This window comes from Halobacillus sp. K22 (assembly GCF_052246795.1).
In the GTDB taxonomy this organism is placed as follows: domain Bacteria; phylum Bacillota; class Bacilli; order Bacillales; family Halobacillaceae; genus Halobacillus.
In genome coordinates, this window is record NZ_JBQQCN010000023.1 from 1 (window position 1) to 15,795 (window position 15,795).

The 15,795-nt window shown below is 41.8% G+C and carries 14 protein-coding genes; 6 read left to right on the plus strand and 8 right to left on the minus strand.

Features of this window, described 5'->3' with window-relative positions:
• Positions 1 to 160: 160 nt before the first annotated feature.
• From rnr to secG, 3 genes are all read right to left on the minus strand, one after another.
• On the minus strand, positions 161 to 2,449 hold the full coding sequence (gene rnr, locus ACTWPM_RS15365; RefSeq protein WP_443133908.1) for a ribonuclease R: 2,289 nt from the start codon (positions 2,447 to 2,449) through the stop codon (positions 161 to 163).
• Positions 2,450 to 2,491: 42 nt separating this feature from the next.
• Positions 2,492 to 3,235 carry an alpha/beta hydrolase gene (locus ACTWPM_RS15370; RefSeq protein ID WP_443133909.1) on the minus strand — a complete coding sequence of 248 codons (744 nt, stop codon included), beginning with the start codon at positions 3,233 to 3,235 and terminating at the stop codon, positions 2,492 to 2,494.
• Positions 3,236 to 3,429: 194 nt separating this feature from the next.
• Complete coding sequence (secG, locus tag ACTWPM_RS15375) at positions 3,430 to 3,663, minus strand: preprotein translocase subunit SecG (protein WP_014644223.1); 234 nt, start codon at positions 3,661 to 3,663, stop codon at positions 3,430 to 3,432.
• A 272-nt stretch (positions 3,664 to 3,935) separates the two neighbouring features.
• Here secG and ACTWPM_RS15380 point away from each other — a divergent pair, with 272 nt between their 5' ends.
• From ACTWPM_RS15380 to ytzI, 6 genes are all read left to right on the plus strand, one after another.
• On the plus strand, positions 3,936 to 4,685 hold the full coding sequence (locus tag ACTWPM_RS15380; RefSeq protein ID WP_443123100.1) for a DeoR/GlpR family DNA-binding transcription regulator: 750 nt from the start codon (positions 3,936 to 3,938) through the stop codon (positions 4,683 to 4,685).
• On the plus strand, positions 4,682 to 5,635 hold the full coding sequence (gene pfkB, locus ACTWPM_RS15385) for a 1-phosphofructokinase (RefSeq protein ID WP_443133910.1): 954 nt from the start codon (positions 4,682 to 4,684) through the stop codon (positions 5,633 to 5,635). Before ACTWPM_RS15380 ends, pfkB begins: the two co-directional genes overlap by 4 nt.
• The gene (locus ACTWPM_RS15390; protein ID WP_443133911.1) at positions 5,610 to 7,493 is read left to right on the plus strand and encodes a PTS fructose transporter subunit IIABC; all 1,884 of its coding nucleotides are present in this window, start codon (positions 5,610 to 5,612) and stop codon (positions 7,491 to 7,493) included. Before pfkB ends, ACTWPM_RS15390 begins: the two co-directional genes overlap by 26 nt.
• Before the next feature lie 53 nt (positions 7,494 to 7,546).
• Positions 7,547 to 7,813 (plus strand): phosphocarrier protein HPr, encoded by a 267-nt coding sequence (locus tag ACTWPM_RS15395; RefSeq protein ID WP_014644227.1) that lies wholly within the window; start codon positions 7,547 to 7,549, stop codon positions 7,811 to 7,813.
• Positions 7,814 to 7,816: 3 nt separating this feature from the next.
• The gene (ptsP, locus tag ACTWPM_RS15400) at positions 7,817 to 9,535 is read left to right on the plus strand and encodes a phosphoenolpyruvate--protein phosphotransferase (RefSeq protein ID WP_443133912.1); all 1,719 of its coding nucleotides are present in this window, start codon (positions 7,817 to 7,819) and stop codon (positions 9,533 to 9,535) included.
• An 82-nt stretch (positions 9,536 to 9,617) separates the two neighbouring features.
• Positions 9,618 to 9,797, plus strand: a complete 180-nt coding sequence (ytzI, locus tag ACTWPM_RS15405; RefSeq protein WP_041601395.1) for a YtzI protein — start codon at positions 9,618 to 9,620, stop codon at positions 9,795 to 9,797.
• Positions 9,798 to 10,411: 614 nt separating this feature from the next.
• Here the strand turns inward: ytzI and ACTWPM_RS15410 are convergent.
• From ACTWPM_RS15410 to tpiA, 5 genes are all read right to left on the minus strand, one after another.
• Positions 10,412 to 11,005 (minus strand): nitroreductase family protein, encoded by a 594-nt coding sequence (locus ACTWPM_RS15410; RefSeq protein ID WP_443133913.1) that lies wholly within the window; start codon positions 11,003 to 11,005, stop codon positions 10,412 to 10,414.
• Between the two features lie 502 nt (positions 11,006 to 11,507).
• Complete coding sequence (locus ACTWPM_RS15415) at positions 11,508 to 12,089, minus strand: YdcF family protein (protein ID WP_443133914.1); 582 nt, start codon at positions 12,087 to 12,089, stop codon at positions 11,508 to 11,510.
• A gap of 95 nt (positions 12,090 to 12,184) precedes the next feature.
• Positions 12,185 to 13,471 carry a phosphopyruvate hydratase gene (gene eno, locus ACTWPM_RS15420; protein WP_443133915.1) on the minus strand — a complete coding sequence of 429 codons (1,287 nt, stop codon included), beginning with the start codon at positions 13,469 to 13,471 and terminating at the stop codon, positions 12,185 to 12,187.
• Between the two features lie 14 nt (positions 13,472 to 13,485).
• Positions 13,486 to 15,024, minus strand: coding sequence for a 2,3-bisphosphoglycerate-independent phosphoglycerate mutase (gene gpmI, locus ACTWPM_RS15425; RefSeq protein WP_443133916.1), 1,539 nt, complete (start codon positions 15,022 to 15,024; stop codon positions 13,486 to 13,488).
• The gene (tpiA, locus tag ACTWPM_RS15430; protein WP_443133917.1) at positions 15,017 to 15,778 is read right to left on the minus strand and encodes a triose-phosphate isomerase; all 762 of its coding nucleotides are present in this window, start codon (positions 15,776 to 15,778) and stop codon (positions 15,017 to 15,019) included. The genes gpmI and tpiA overlap by 8 nt, the downstream gene beginning before the upstream one ends.
• Between the last annotated feature and the right edge of the window lie 17 nt (positions 15,779 to 15,795).

Below are 15,795 nucleotides of genomic sequence, written 5' to 3' on the forward strand. Positions count from 1 at the left end.
TTTAGGATATCACGGTAGGGAGAATATTCAAAGGCATTCGCCTTACGGCGACGGCATTCATCTCCCCCTTACCACCGGTCTTCGACACGGCGCTTGAAGAGGGAGTCTTCTGCCGATGAATGATAAAAAAACGCGCGAAGTAACTCGCGCGTTTTTTATGTTACTTCTTTTTTTTACTGCCTTTTTTCGGAACACCTTTGTTTCTATAAAAAGGCTTGTTTCCTTTTTGCTTATTCTTTTTCTTTTCTTTTTTCTTATCCGGCCCTTTAGAATTAATCTGCTTAGGTTGAGCGGGACGTTTACGTTCTTTTCTCGGCTTCATTCCATCAATTTCAAAATCCACGACACGCTCATCAAGGTTTACATTCGTTACTCGGATGGTTACTTCATCCCCGATTCTAAATACATTGCCAGTACGTTCGCCAATCATAGCAAATTGTTTCTCATGGAAATGATAATAGTCATCGGTTAATGAACTCACATGAACAAGACCCTCAACTGTATTCGGCAGTTCTACAAACATACCAAAACTGGTTACGGAGCTGATTACACCTTCAAACTCTTCCCCAACTTTATCCTGCATGAATTCTGCTTTCTTCAAATCGTCCGTTTCACGTTCAGCATCAACTGCTGCTCGTTCCATCTCAGAAGAATGTCTAGCTATTTCAGGCATTTGGTCCTTCCAGTGTTTCCGGGTTTTATAATCCAGTTTATCTTCCACCAGATACGTGCGTATGAGACGGTGGACAATTAAATCGGGATAACGGCGTATCGGCGAAGTGAAATGTGTATAGTAATCTGTAGCTAAGCCAAAATGGCCCAGGCTTTGAGGATCATATTTAGCCTGCTGCATCGAACGCAGCATTAGTTTTGAAATAATCATGTCCTCCTGTGTGCCTTTCACTTCTTCTAAGACTTTTTGAAGAGCCTGTGGGTGGACATTATCTGCTGTGCCTTTTACTGCATACCCAAGATTAGCTACAAACTCAAAGAAGTTCTGAAGCTTGCTTTCATCCGGATCCTGGTGAATCCTATGAATGAATGGAACATCCATCCAGTGGAAGTGCTCTGCAATGGTTTCGTTGGCGGCAAGCATGAATTCTTCTATTAAACGCTCCGCGACTGACCGTTCCCTAAGTTTAACATCAACGGCTTTACCTTCTTCGTCTACAATGACTCCGGCTTCTTTAAAGTCAAAGTCAATAGCTCCACGGTCCATACGTTTGCCGCGAAGAGTTTTAGCCAGGGCTGCCATATCACGGAACATAGGTACTAAATTTTCATATTTTTTAATTAATTCTTCATCTTCGTCTTCAAGAATTTTATTCACGTCTCTATAGGTCATTCGTTCATTGGTTTTAATTACACTTTGAAAGATTTCGTGTGCTACTACATCGCCACTTTTATTAATTTCCATTTCGCAGGATAGGGTCAGGCGATCAACTTGCGGGTTTAATGAACAAATTCCGTTAGACAGGCGGTGCGGAATCATAGGGATTACACGGTCTACTAAGTAAACACTTGTAGCACGCTCTCTAGCTTCTTTATCAATTGGAGAACCTTCTCCCACATAATACGTGACATCCGCAATATGAACACCAAGTTTAAAGTTCCCATTATCAAGCTTCTTAACTGTCACAGCATCGTCCAAGTCTTTAGCGTCCGCACCATCGATCGTAACAATTGTTTCATCCCGAAGGTCACGTCGATTCTTAATTTCCTCTTCACTTATCTGATCTGGTGTTTCTCCAGCCTGCTTAAGAACTTCATCTGGAAAATCTACTTTAATACCATGCTTATGGATTATGGAGATAATATCAATTCCTGGATCATTTTTATGTCCCAGTATTTCTACGATTTCCCCTTCGGCACTCATGCGCTCTTCCGGGAATTTCGTTATATTCACAATAACTTTATGACCATCGGCTGCCCCATTGGTCTGCCCTTTAGGAATAAATATGTCATTAGGAATTCGTTTATCATCGGCTATAACAAAACCGAAATTACGGCTTGATTCATACGTACCTACTACCCGGGTCGTTGCCCGTTCTAATATTCGTATCACAGTACCTTCTGGACGATTTCCTTGTTCATCTCTTTTTTCAATTCGAACCATTACTTTGTCATTATTCATAGCCGAATGAAGATCAGAATGGTGAAGATAGACATCATCTTTGTCTTCTTCATCTGGGATGAGAAAAGCAAACCCCTTCGCATGCATCTGGATGCGGCCACGAATAAGGTTCATTTTTTCAGGTAGTCCGAACCTGTTCTTTCTGGTTCTTACGAGTTCCCCTTCTTCTTCCAATTCATTCAATGCTTTCATAAGATCTTTGAATTCATTGCCGTCCTCTAACTCCATTGTATCTTCTAATTCTTGTACAGATAATGGCTTAGACGCTGTTTCTTTAAAAAATGCTAATATTTGTTGTTTTAAATCTGTGCTCAATTGTCTAACCTCCTCTAAAAGTAAAGGACAAGACTCTGGTGATTAGGACCAGTCCAATGATTCAAGAAATTCGAGGATATCCTCATGCAGCTGTTCCTTTTCTTTCCCCATTGTAATGACATGACCAGAGTTTTTGTACCATTTGATGTCTTTATGGTTGGATTCCACGTGTTCATAAATATAGTTTGCGCTATCTTTGTTAATCATTTCATCTTTTTCTGCTTGTACTACAAACGTTGGTGTGTAAATCTGATCTACTTCATCATGAACTTCGTTGATAAACCCGCCTAATTGCTTAAACATTTCTTCTGAATCGTTTAATAATTCGTCTACTTCTTCATTAATTGTTTGCTGGTCTTTACCCTCAAGCTGCTTGTACTGTCGGGCTTTTGCTTCAAACCCCTGGGTTAACTGCTTTTCGTTATCAAAAAACATAGGCGAGCACATGGTAACTAACCCTTTTATCGGCTCCGAATAAGCAAGCTTCAACCCCAGCACTCCTCCAAGAGACAGACCAGCCACGGCTATTTTTTGATAACCAAGATCTCGCAGATGGTCTAAGGAAGCTTTTACATCCGCCCACCAATCTTCTGGTCTTGCATCAATTAATGCTTCCAATTCTTTACCATGACCTCGGTATATCGGACCGTGACTCGTGTATCCGTGCTTTTGTAAAAATCTTCCGAGCATACGGACATCAGCGGAATGTCCGGTAAAACCATGTAGTAATAATACCGCGCGCTCTCCTTCTTCAAACGTAAAAGGTTGTGGCTGTTTAATTTTCATGTCATTCTCTCCTTACTTCATCTATTTCCTTATTTCCAATTTTCATTCTTATAATACTGTTTTCAGCTTACCAAAATTAGCTCTCAGGTTCTTTTTTTGAGCTTATATGACAAATTATACTCTTCATGTATCTATTTATCGATCATAATAAAAAACCGCGCTAAGAGATCAGCGCGGTTCTACTTTCACATTCTTTAACCCAAAATATAGGCTGACAAGAAAGCCAGGACAAAAAATAAGACACCTGTTACGATTGTAGCTTTATGCAATACAGCATCAATTCCCCTAGCCTTTTGCTTACCGAACAACTGCTCCGCTCCACCAGATATAGCTCCTGATAGTCCGGCACTTTTCCCTGATTGCAATAGTACTAGAACAATTAAAGCTATTGTATCAATAGTCAATAAAGTTATCGCGAGTGTTTCCATGTTGTGCCAACACCTCCTATGAACGTACAAATCACTAGATTAAATGTAGCATAAAACCATTATAGCATCAAGAAAATTTAAACTCTCGACCGGCCTCTTCCTAGAGGTGATCGTCCATGCCTTTGCAGGATAGATCAATTAAAGCGTGGAAGGATAAGTGGAAAGGTTATTAAAGAAATTGATTGTTTTTGATAATTTTTGATCGTTTTTGCTTGATTTATGTAAGGGTTTTCTTTATTATAGGTATTGAGATAGAGAAAGGAGAGGTGCCTATGCTGACTCCAGAACGACATCAGATCATTTTGGAAACCGTCAAAAAATATCATACGGCGAAAATTAAAGATCTGGTGCAATCAACAGGAGCATCGGAATCCACAATTCGACGTGACTTAGACCAATTAGAGCAGGAAGGTCTACTTCGCAGGGTCCATGGCGGGGCATCTCTAAGAGCTTCAGCGAGCGACGAGCCAAGCATGGGGGAAAAAATCACAAAGTACCATAAAGAAAAAAACGCTATTGCCAGCTATGCTGCTTCACTCGTCAGAGACGGTGATTGCATTTTTCTCGATGCAGGCTCCACCACCTACGAAATGATCTCTTATTTATATGGTAAGGACATCACAGTAGTCACGAATGGGCTCGATCAACTCGATAAACTCACTGAGTATCAAATCAAAACTTATGTAGTTGGTGGATATGTAAAGCATCGGACAAGAGCCGTTATTGGCACAGTGGCCATGCAGAACCTTCAACAATACCGATTTGACCAGTGCTTTATGGGGACTAACGGTATTTCCTTAAGGGAAGGTTTTTCTACACCAGACCCTGAAGAAGCTGCCATTAAAAGCACAGCCTTATCTTTATCTCAGGAACGCTATGTTTTAGCTGACCATTCCAAGTTTGAAGAAATATCCTTCGGAAAATTTGCCAATCTCGATGAGGCTTACATTCTCACAAATTATGAAGGACTGTACTTAAACAATTACAAAGAAAAAACTAATATAAAGGTTGTGACCGCATGATTTATACGTGCACACTGAATCCGTCCATTGATTATGTAATGAATGTGGACGAATTCAAGCCGGGAGATCTGAACCGTGCAAGCCAGACGTTTTACTATCCTGGTGGGAAAGGCATTAACGTTTCCCGGGTAATGACAAGATTAGGAGTTAAAACGATTGCACTTGGTTTTACAGGCGGATTTACAGGTGAATTTGTTAAAGACTTTTTGAATAAAGAGGGAATTAATCATCAATTTATCGATACCGAGCAAAATACAAGAGTGAATGTAAAGTTAAAAAGTAAGCAAGAATCGGAGATCAATGGTCCAGGCCCCATACTTTCCTCTAAACATCAGGAAGAGCTTATGGAGCAAGTTCGAACATTGACTAGTGAGGACACCCTGATACTTGCAGGGAGCGTGCCATCTTCTTTACCAGAAGATTTTTATATAACCATTGCAGATATGTGCAGTAAGAATGGCACGAAATTAGCTGTCGATACTTCAGGAAAAGCGTTAAAGCAGCTGGTGGGCCGGCCTATCTATTTGCTTAAACCGAACCACCATGAATTGGGTGAATTATTTAACGTAAACATTGATTCTATGGAAGAGGCTGCGCATTATGGGAAAAAGCTTGCAGACCAAGGTGTTCAACACGTAATTGTCTCCATGGGTGGTGATGGCGCTGTATATATAGGCCCTGACCATCAGCTCTACTCCAACGTTCCTAAAGGCCAAATGAAAAATTCAGTCGGCGCGGGTGACTCTGTAGTTTCCGGATTTCTTGCATCCATGGCACAAGGAAAATCGACAGAAGAGGCTTTTCGTATCGGTGTGGCTTCAGGGAGTGCTACCGCCTTTCAAGATGACTTATGTACCGCCGAAGATGTAGAGGAGCTTTTGGATGAAGTTAAGATTTCTTCATTAATTATAGGAGGGAAACCTAATGAAAATCACAGAATTATTGACTAAAGAAACAATTCTGTTAAACATGACTGCTTCTTCTAAACCGGAAGCGATCGATGAACTCATTGGAAAACTGGATAAAGCCGGTAAATTAAATGATCGTGATGAGTTTAAACAAGCGATTCAGGCTCGTGAAGATCAAAGCACTACGGGTATTGGAGAAGGAATCGCCATCCCTCATGCAAAGACTGGCTCTGTAAAAGACCCAGCTATCGCATTTGGTCGATCTCAAGAAGGGTTGGATTATGAATCGCTGGATGGCCAGCCGACCAATTTATTTTTCATGATTGCTGCTTCTGAAGGTGCCAATAATGCTCACCTGGAAACATTATCACGTCTATCTTCATTTTTAATGGATACTAATTTTCGATCTAAGTTGGAGCAGGCGAAAACTGAAGACGAAGTGATAGAAGCCATTAACGCAAAAGAAGCTGAAGAAGATGGCGACGAGGAAGCTGAAGAAAGTACTTCCGCTGGAAAAATCTTAGCGGTTACCGCATGTCCGACAGGGATTGCACACACCTATATGGCAGCTGACAAATTGAAAGCAACAGCAAAGGAAATGGGCGTAAATATTAAAGTGCAGACTAATGGTTCCGGTGGCGTTAAAAACCGTCTGACCAAAGAAGATATTGCTGAAGCTGATGCAATTATCGTAGCTGCTGATACAAAAGTTGAAATGGAACACTTCCAAGGCAAACCTGTTATTGAAGTACCAGTAGCTAAAGCCATTCACGAACCAAAAGAATTAATTAACAAAGCGGTCAACAAGGACGCTCCTGTCTATCAGGGCGGTGGGAAAAACCAATCCGAGGAAACAGCGGAGAAAGGACAGCGTTCTGGTATTTATAAACACTTAATGAACGGTGTTTCCAACATGCTTCCGTTTGTTGTCGGAGGTGGGATTTTAATAGCCATTTCCTTCTTCTGGGGAATTGAATCCGAAAACGAATTTGCTCAAATGCTTAACACTATTGGCGGTGGAAATGCTTTCTTCCTGCTTGTACCGGTACTGGCTGGTTTCATTGCTTCTAGTATTGCAGACCGTCCAGGTTTTGCTCCTGGTATGGTCGGTGGTTTGATTGCGATAACGCAGACATCTGCTGAAGGTGCTGGAAATGGTTCTGGTTTCTTAGGTGGTTTAATTGCCGGTTTCTTAGCAGGTTATTTAACTTTACTCATTAAGAAGCTGCTTGAAGGACTACCAGCTGTTTTAGATGGTTTGAAAACCGTACTCTTTTATCCGGTACTAGCTATTTTTGCAACAGGGATGATCATGTTGCTGATCAACCCAGCTCTAACAGGTGTTTATACTTGGTTGTTTGATCTTCTTGATAGTATGAGCGGAACCAACTTAGCTCTGCTCGGTATTATTGTAGGAGGCATGATGGCTGTCGATATGGGCGGTCCAGTCAACAAAGCAGCTTATACATTCGGGATCGCTGCCCTTGAAGCCAATAATTTCACTTTCATTGCTGCAGCTATGGCCGGTGGAATGGTTCCGCCGCTAGCAATGGGACTTGCTACTACTTTCTTTAAAAATAAATTTACAAAACAAGAACGCGAAACCGGAAAAGCAGCTTATCCGCTGGGAGCTTTCTTTATCACAGAAGGAGCTATTCCATTCGCAGCGGCAGACCCTGCCCGTGTTATTCCTTCCATGGTTGCCGGAAGTGCTTTAGCTGGTATGCTGACTATGTTGTTTGGTATTGGGCTTCGCGCTCCTCATGGCGGCGTAATTGTAGCTCCTCTTGTAGAAGGCGGGATTACCCAAATCCTTCTTTATCTGGTAGCTATTGTAGCAGGCTCAATTTTGGGTGCAATCATTGTAGGATTCTTGAAAAAAGACCTACAAAAGGCTTAAAATGATAGAGTTAGGGTACTGAAAAGATAATACATTTTTAAGGAGGAATTAAAATGGTAGAGAAAACATTTAAAATTACATCCTCAGACGGTGTACACGCACGACCTGCCACAGTACTTGTCCAAAATGCAGGCAAGTATGAATCAGAAATTAATCTTCATTACAAAGAAAAGGCTGTTAACTTAAAATCCATTATGGGGATTATGAGTCTTGGTATTCCAGCAGGCGCTGAAGTCAAAATCACTGCAGAAGGCAGTGATGAACAAGAAGCTGTAGATCACATGGCATCTACAATGAAGAATGAAGGGCTGGGGGAATAACCCATGACAAACCTCCAAGGAATTGCAGCTTCCAGTGGTATCGCTATTGCAAAAGTGTACCGTCTGGAAGCTCCAGACCTTTCTTACAGTAAAAAAGATATAGACCAACCAGATCAAGAGATCAAACGCCTGCATGATGCTCTCGATGTTTCAAAGTCAGAACTTGAGAAAATCAAAGAACATACTAAAAATAGCCTCGGCGATGAACATGCTGAGATCTTCTCTGCTCATTTGCTTGTACTTTCTGACCCAGAGTTGATAAAACCGATCGAAGATAAAATAAAAGCAGAGAATGTGAACGCCGAAGCTGGTTTAGACGAAACAGCCAATATGTTCATCGACATGTTTAAGAACATGGACAATGAATATATGCGGGAACGCGCCGCAGACATCCACGATGTAACAAAGCGCGTAATGGCGCACCTTTTAAATGTCACGTTTCCTGATCCTGCCTTGATTAACGAAGAAGTTGTTATTGTAGCTGATGACCTTACACCTTCTGATACGGCACAATTAAATAAGCAGTACGTCAAAGGATTCACTACAGATATCGGTGGACGTACGTCTCATTCCGCGATCATGGCTCGTTCTCTGGAAATTCCTGCGGTAGTCGGTACTAAAGATGTAACTTCTAAAGCTCCGAAGGATTCGCTGATTATCGTTGATGGAATCAATGGCGATGTAATTATCGAACCTACCGAAGATCAAGTAAATGAGTATAAGCAGAAACAAGAAGATTTTGAACAGAAAAAGAAAGAATGGGCTAAACTCAAAGACGAGCCTACCATGACCTCTGAAGGTGACCACGTAGAGCTTGCGGCTAATATTGGTACACCTCAGGATGTTGAGGGAGTGCTTAATAATGGCGGCGAAGGTGTAGGTCTTTACCGTACCGAATTTCTTTACATGGGTAAAAACCAGCTTCCAACAGAAGAAGAGCAATATGACTCCTACTCTACCGTATTGAAACAAATGGGCGATAAACCGGTAGTTGTAAGAACACTGGACATCGGTGGAGATAAGGAACTTGATTATCTGGATCTTCCTGATGAAATGAACCCTTTCCTTGGCTATCGCGCGATTCGTTTATGCTTGGAACGTGATGACATCTTCCGCGTACAACTGCGTGCTCTTTTACGTGCCAGTGTCCACGGAAATTTAAAAATCATGTTCCCAATGATTGCTACGCTTGAAGAATTCCGTCAGGCAAAAGCTATCCTAGACGAAGAAAAAGAAAAATTAGTTAACGAAGGCAAAGAGGTATCGGAAACCATTGAAGTTGGTATGATGGTCGAAATTCCAGCCACTGCCGTAATTGCTCGTCAATTTGCAAAAGAAGTGGATTTCTTCAGTATTGGTACAAATGATCTTATTCAATACACTATGGCTGCTGATCGAATGAATGAACGAGTATCGTACTTGTACCAGCCTTACAACCCAGCAATTCTCAATTTGATTAATAACGTAATTGAAGCTGCTCATGCTGAAGGAAAATGGGCTGGTATGTGCGGAGAAATGGCTGGAGATGAAATTGCAATTCCAATTCTTTTAAGTCTTGGACTTGATGAATTCAGCATGAGTGCTACTTCCATTCTTCCAGCTCGTACGCAAATCAGAACCCTGTCTAAAGAAGATTGGATTTCTTATAAAGACGAATTACTTTCTAAAGGCACATCTGATGAAGTGGTGAATTTTGTTAAAGAAAAAACAGATTCAAGGTAGTAATTACATGTGAAATGTGGCAAACTAAACGTGTGAAACGGAGAAACGCCCTTTTTATGTTATTTAGAAAGAAGTGTTGGCGATGACGTTTACGATTATTATGATCGTTTGTGTAGCTATTGTTCTTGGGATTGCGGCCATGTTTGGCACGGCAGTCTCCAAGGGATATGATTACGAACACACCATAGATCCTCTTCCTGAGGAGCCACATCATAATCATCATAAAGATGAAGAAGATAAAAAAGCTGACGCCAATCAATAAGCGTCAGCTTTTTTTGTAACCTCCGTATTAGCTCTATACCCAAATTACAGTAAAGCTCCCTTTTGTGTAAGACTCAGTTTCGAGATAATCGAGCCCGTTACGTTAAATGGAGAAGGGCTGGTGGGGAAATAACTCGCTTTCCTATGGGGGAACGGTGAGCTTCCTCGCTCGTTTCACTCCCTGCGGGATCTCACCTAGTTCCTTCTCCCATGGGAGTCTCGCCATTTCCCCACCAACCCAGCCATTTCTTGTGAACGGACCCTGCTATAGGAGATAGAAGCCATGCCACATCTGCTTCCAATGCTTATATAACAGGGTTTCTACAGCTAAACACACGTAAAGACCAGTGGGAATCATAGATGATCCTTGTTCATTGAAAGGCGTTTATGCAGAGAATTTTGAGCTCTCAATGATCGCAAAGGGGCGGAAGGGAACGGCGAAGACTCCTGCGGGATGAACATGATTGGTGAGATCCCGGAAGGCGAAGCCTGAGGAAGCTCACCACATGCCCGCGGAAAGCGAGTTGTTCCCTGGAGCCCCTTTCTCCATAAAATATCTCGAAACTGAGTCTTAAAGTAAACGGCCCCTTTAACGTAATAAGCTCTTATAAGAAATCAACTATTTGTGAATTTGTAATTAAATAACGTATATTTGTCTTCCATAGAAGTCCTGGGTTTAGCTTTTGGTACTTTCTCTGGATATCCCATTTGAATGACTCCTATCAATTTATGTAAGCCTGGATTAAGGCCGACACCTTTTATAAATTCTGCATCATGTAAGTAGGGACTAGTGGTCCATAATCCTCCGATCCCTTTTTCCCATGCCAGCAACTGAACATTTTGGATAAAAGCACACACTGCCGCATAATCTTCTTCATATTTGTGTTCATTTGCATCCTTTTCCATGAAAATTAAAGCATGATGAGGTATATTCGTGAGAAAGTTGTGAATACCCTGCTTCATACGTTGTGATTTTTCCTCACCGTACCCATCAAAGAACCCCTTTCTCGTGTAGCTTTGCAGAACTAGATCAGCATATGCTTCTTTACCTTCTTCCTGAAACATATAAATATTCCACGGCTCTTTCATACGATGAGTCGGCGCCCATGAAGCGGATGTAAATATTTCTCTTAATAAAACTTCGGGTATTTCCTTTGGTTTAAAATCGTGAATGGAACGGCGATTCCTAATTACTTCTTCCAAATCCACACCATCACCCTCTTCTTTAGGTTAAACGTTATTGTTGGTTTTCAAAAGCAGGTTATTGAACTTTAGGAACCTATACTATAAGACGCGTTTTTCAAGGTATTGTGTGGAGGATGAGGCTCCTGAAAATCGACTCGCTTCTGATGGTATCCTTCGGGGTCGTTCAACGTATTCACAGGACGCGGAGAGCCTCTTCTTTCTGTAGATGAGCCTCCTTGAGCATCTCTACTTGGTCTCATCATTCCCATCCATACAAGGCACACAAGGTTTTTAGAAGCTACTCAATATCCACGCCTGTTCAAAAACAATAACTTTATATCATGTAAGAAGGGGTTTGTTTCTTACAACCTTGATTGATGGTGACTTGGAAAGCAAAGCCTGAGGAAGCTTACCCAATGCCATGGAAATCCAAGCACCCATTTTCACACGATATATACGAAATCATTCTTATGGAATAAGGCGCTTATCTCGAAAATTAACACGGAAAATTGAACAAAGCCTTTACTTAAGGAACCCACTGCGTGATTTGATATACCATCAAATATGCCCACTCTCTTAAAAAGAACGGTATTTTCGTTTTCAAGGTTTCATAGGCCGAATACTGTGTCGGGACACCTGTTACATCCATCCCTTGATTTTCAGCCTCTCCTGCGGCTCTTTTAAGATGAAATTGATCACTTACTAGTAGATAAGATTCAATTCCTTTACGAGCAGCTACTTTCTTTGCATTGATTAAATTTTCTTCCGTTACAAGAGAATGTTTTTCAATTAAAATCGCTTCACTTGGTATTCCATTTCTGACTGCATATTCTTTACCTACTTCCGCTTCTGAAGAGGCAGCCTCCTGACTCCCGCCGCCGGTAAATATAAGATAGTCTACCTTGTCTTCCTTATATAGTTCAAGGGCTTGTTTTAACCGTCCTTTGAAGACAGGACTGGGCTCTCCATTCCACTGAGCCGCACCAAGTACTATGGCAGCATCTGCATCAGGTATATTCTCATCTTCTCCATAAGTCCATAAGCTGTAGCCTGTGTAAAGTGCGTAAACTACTATAAGAATTGAAATTATTTTTAAAAATCGGCGCATCGTTTAAGCTCTCCTACTCTTTCATGACTATCATCCACCCCATCATATCATAGAAAAAAGCCTCCCTGAATAAACAGAGAGGCTCGAGTTACAAATTATTTATTTAAGTTGTAGAATGCTTTTCCGCCTGCATATTCCGCAGTTCCAAAAAGCTGGTCTTCAATACGAAGTAGCTGGTTGTATTTCGCTACGCGGTCTGTACGGGAAGGCGCACCTGTCTTGATTTGTCCTGCGTTTGTAGCAACGGCAATATCAGCGATTGTGGCATCTTCCGTCTCTCCAGAGCGGTGTGAAATAACAGCAGTGTAACCTGCTCGTTTCGCCATTTCAATCGCTTGGAAAGTTTCTGTAAGTGTACCGATTTGGTTCACTTTAATAAGGATGGAATTTCCTACACCCTGCTCAATGGCACGTCCCAGTTTTTCTGTGTTTGTTACAAACAAGTCGTCACCAACCAATTGCACTCGGTCGCCAATTCGGTCTGTAAGAAGCTTGGTTCCTTCCCAGTCGTTTTCGTCCAGTCCGTCTTCGATAGACACAATTGGGTATTTGTTTACAAGCTCTTCGTACCAATCAACCATTTCTTCAGAAGTACGTACAACCCCTTCACCTTTAAGGTTATACTTTCCACCTTCATAAATTTCAGAAGAAGCTACGTCCATCGCAAGCTTCACTTCTGCATCAGGCTTGTATCCTGCTTCTTCAATCGCTTCAATAATAGTGGAAAGAGCTTCTTCATTGGATTTAAGACTTGGAGCAAAACCGCCTTCATCACCAACGCCTGTGTTATAGCCCTTGTTCTTAAGCACTTTCTTAAGAGAGTGGAAGATTTCAGCACCCATGCGCAAGGCTTCTTTAAACGTTGGAGCACCTACAGGCATGATCATAAATTCTTGGATATCTACGTTGTTATCCGCATGCTCTCCACCATTAAGAATGTTCATCATTGGAGTTGGAAGAGTATTAGCTGTAAAGCCTCCAAGATATTTGTATAGTGGAAGACCTACTACGTCTGCTGCTGCATGAGCTACAGCCATTGATACACCAAGAATAGCGTTAGCGCCTAGCTCTCCTTTATTTTCGGTACCATCAAGCTCAATCATCATTTGATCAATAATCACTTGTTGAGTAACGTCCATTCCAAGCAGGTTAGGAGCAATTTTTTCGTTCACATTCTCAACAGCTTTTTCTACACCTTTTCCAAGATAACGGTCTTTGTCACCGTCACGAAGTTCTACAGCTTCATATTCACCAGTAGAAGCTCCGCTTGGTACAAGCGCTGTACCGAAAGCGCCGGATTCTGTATAAATTTCAACTTCAACAGTTGGATTACCGCGAGAGTCTAATACTTCACGTGCGTAAACGTCTGTAATAAATGGCATTTAAATTCTCTCCCTTATTTTTTAATTAATGACTGACCTGTCATTTCTTCAGGCTGTTCAATGTTTAATAACTCTAGAAGGGTTGGAGAAAGATCTCCCAACACTCCCTCTGTGCGAAGCTCAGCACCTTCTTTGGTAATAATGACTGGTACTGGATTAGTAGTGTGTGCAGTCATGGCATCTCCATCCGAAGTTATAACTTCATCCGAATTTCCATGGTCTGCTGTAATAATGGCGTGTCCACCTTTTTCATGAATCTTGTCGACAATCTTCCCTAAACACTCATCCACAGCTTCTATAGCTTTAATGGTCGGCTCAAGCATGCCGGAGTGCCCAACCATATCCGGGTTTGCAAAGTTCAAAATAATCGCATTGTGCTTATCGGCATCTAACTCTCCTAAAAGAGCATCCGTAACTTCATAAGCACTCATTTCAGGCTGGAGATCATATGTCGCTACTTTTGGAGAATCAATGAGTATGCGTTCCTCACCGTCAAATTCATTTTCACGACCGCCGCTCATAAAGAAGGTTACGTGCGGGTATTTCTCCGTTTCAGCAATGCGCAGCTGTTTCTTGTTGTTGTTCGCTAGTACTTCCCCAACTGTATTTTTAAGATCCTTGGGTGGAAAAGCAATTTTACTGTTTACTGCATCGCTGTACTGAGTCATTCCCACAAAATACGTGTTCTTCGGAGCATTTTCGCCTCTATCGTAACCATCGAAGTCATCATTAGCAAAGGTTTTAGATAGTTGAATAGCACGGTCAGGACGGAAGTTAAAGAATATGATGGAATCTTCATCATTTACTGTACCTTGAGCCTCACCGTTTTCATCCGTTATTACCACTGGTTCGACAAATTCATCATAGACTTCTTTCTGATAAGAGTCTTCTACCGCCTGGAGAGGATCCTTATACTTATGACCTTCACCATAAGCAATCGCATCATAAGCCAGTTTTACTCGTTCCCAGCGGTTATCACGGTCCATGGCATAATAGCGCCCCGAAATAGTTGCCAGCTCACCGATGCCGATTTCTTCTATCTTGTCCAGCGTCTGTTGAATATAAGTCTTCGCTGATTGCTGCCCCACATCACGTCCATCAAGGAAAGCATGAATATAAACCTCTTCAAGTCCTTCACTCTTAGCTAATTTCAATGTGGCAAACATATGGTCTATATGGCTGTGAATCCCGCCATCCGATAATAGCCCGAAAATATGAAGGGCTTTATTTTTTGCTTTGGCATTCCTTATAGCGTTTAACAAGACTTCATTTTCATAAAACTCGCCCTCACGAATGGAGAGGTTAACACGAGTCAGACTTTGATAAACTACACGTCCAGCACCAATGTTCAGGTGACCGACTTCTGAGTTCCCCATCTGTCCCTCTGGAAGACCTACAGCTTCTCCACTAGCGATTAGCTGAGCATGAGGGAACTGGTTCCAGTAGCGATCAAAATTAGGTGTATTCGCTTGTTTAACTGCGTTGCCTTTTTCTTCATCCCGCAGGGCATACCCGTCGAGGATGATTAAAGCTGCTAAATCATGATTACTCATGTTTACCTGCCTCCACAAGTTTTAAGAAAGAGTCTGCCTCAAGGCTCGCTCCTCCAACTAACGCTCCGTCAATATCAGACTGGGAAAGCATTTCATTAACGTTAGCTGGCTTTACACTGCCGCCATATTGAATACGTACTGCATCAGCAGCATCTGCATTCACATAGTTGCTGACCGTTTCGCGGATGTGAGCACATACTTCATTAGCTAGTTCTGCTGTAGCCGTACGTCCTGTGCCAATAGCCCAGATCGGCTCATAAGCAATGATTACATCGGCACATTGCTCATTCGTAAGTCCTTCAAGAGCTTTTTTCACTTGGGATTCTACATGATTCATCGTTTGATCTGCTTCACGCTGATCAAGCGTCTCACCTACACAGATAATTGGGGTAAGTCCATGTTTAAAGGCAGCGTGAACTTTCTTGTTTATATCCTCATCTGTTTCTTTAAATACTTCACGACGTTCAGAGTGGCCAAGAACTACATACGTGACACCAAGTTCTTTAAGCATTACTGGGCTTACTTCCCCTGTAAAAGCACCACTTTCTTCAAAGTGCATATTTTGAGCACCAATCTTCAAGCTGGTCCCTTCTGTTTCTTCTACTAATTTCTGAAGAAACGGGAAAGGGGCACATACAACAGATTCCACCTTATCATAAGATGGTACCTCATTCTTTGTTGTTTGAATAAAATCTTCCGCTTCGCGGTGAGTTTTGTTCATTTTCCAATTTCCTGCAATCACTTGTTTACGCATGTCTTCATCACCTCTCC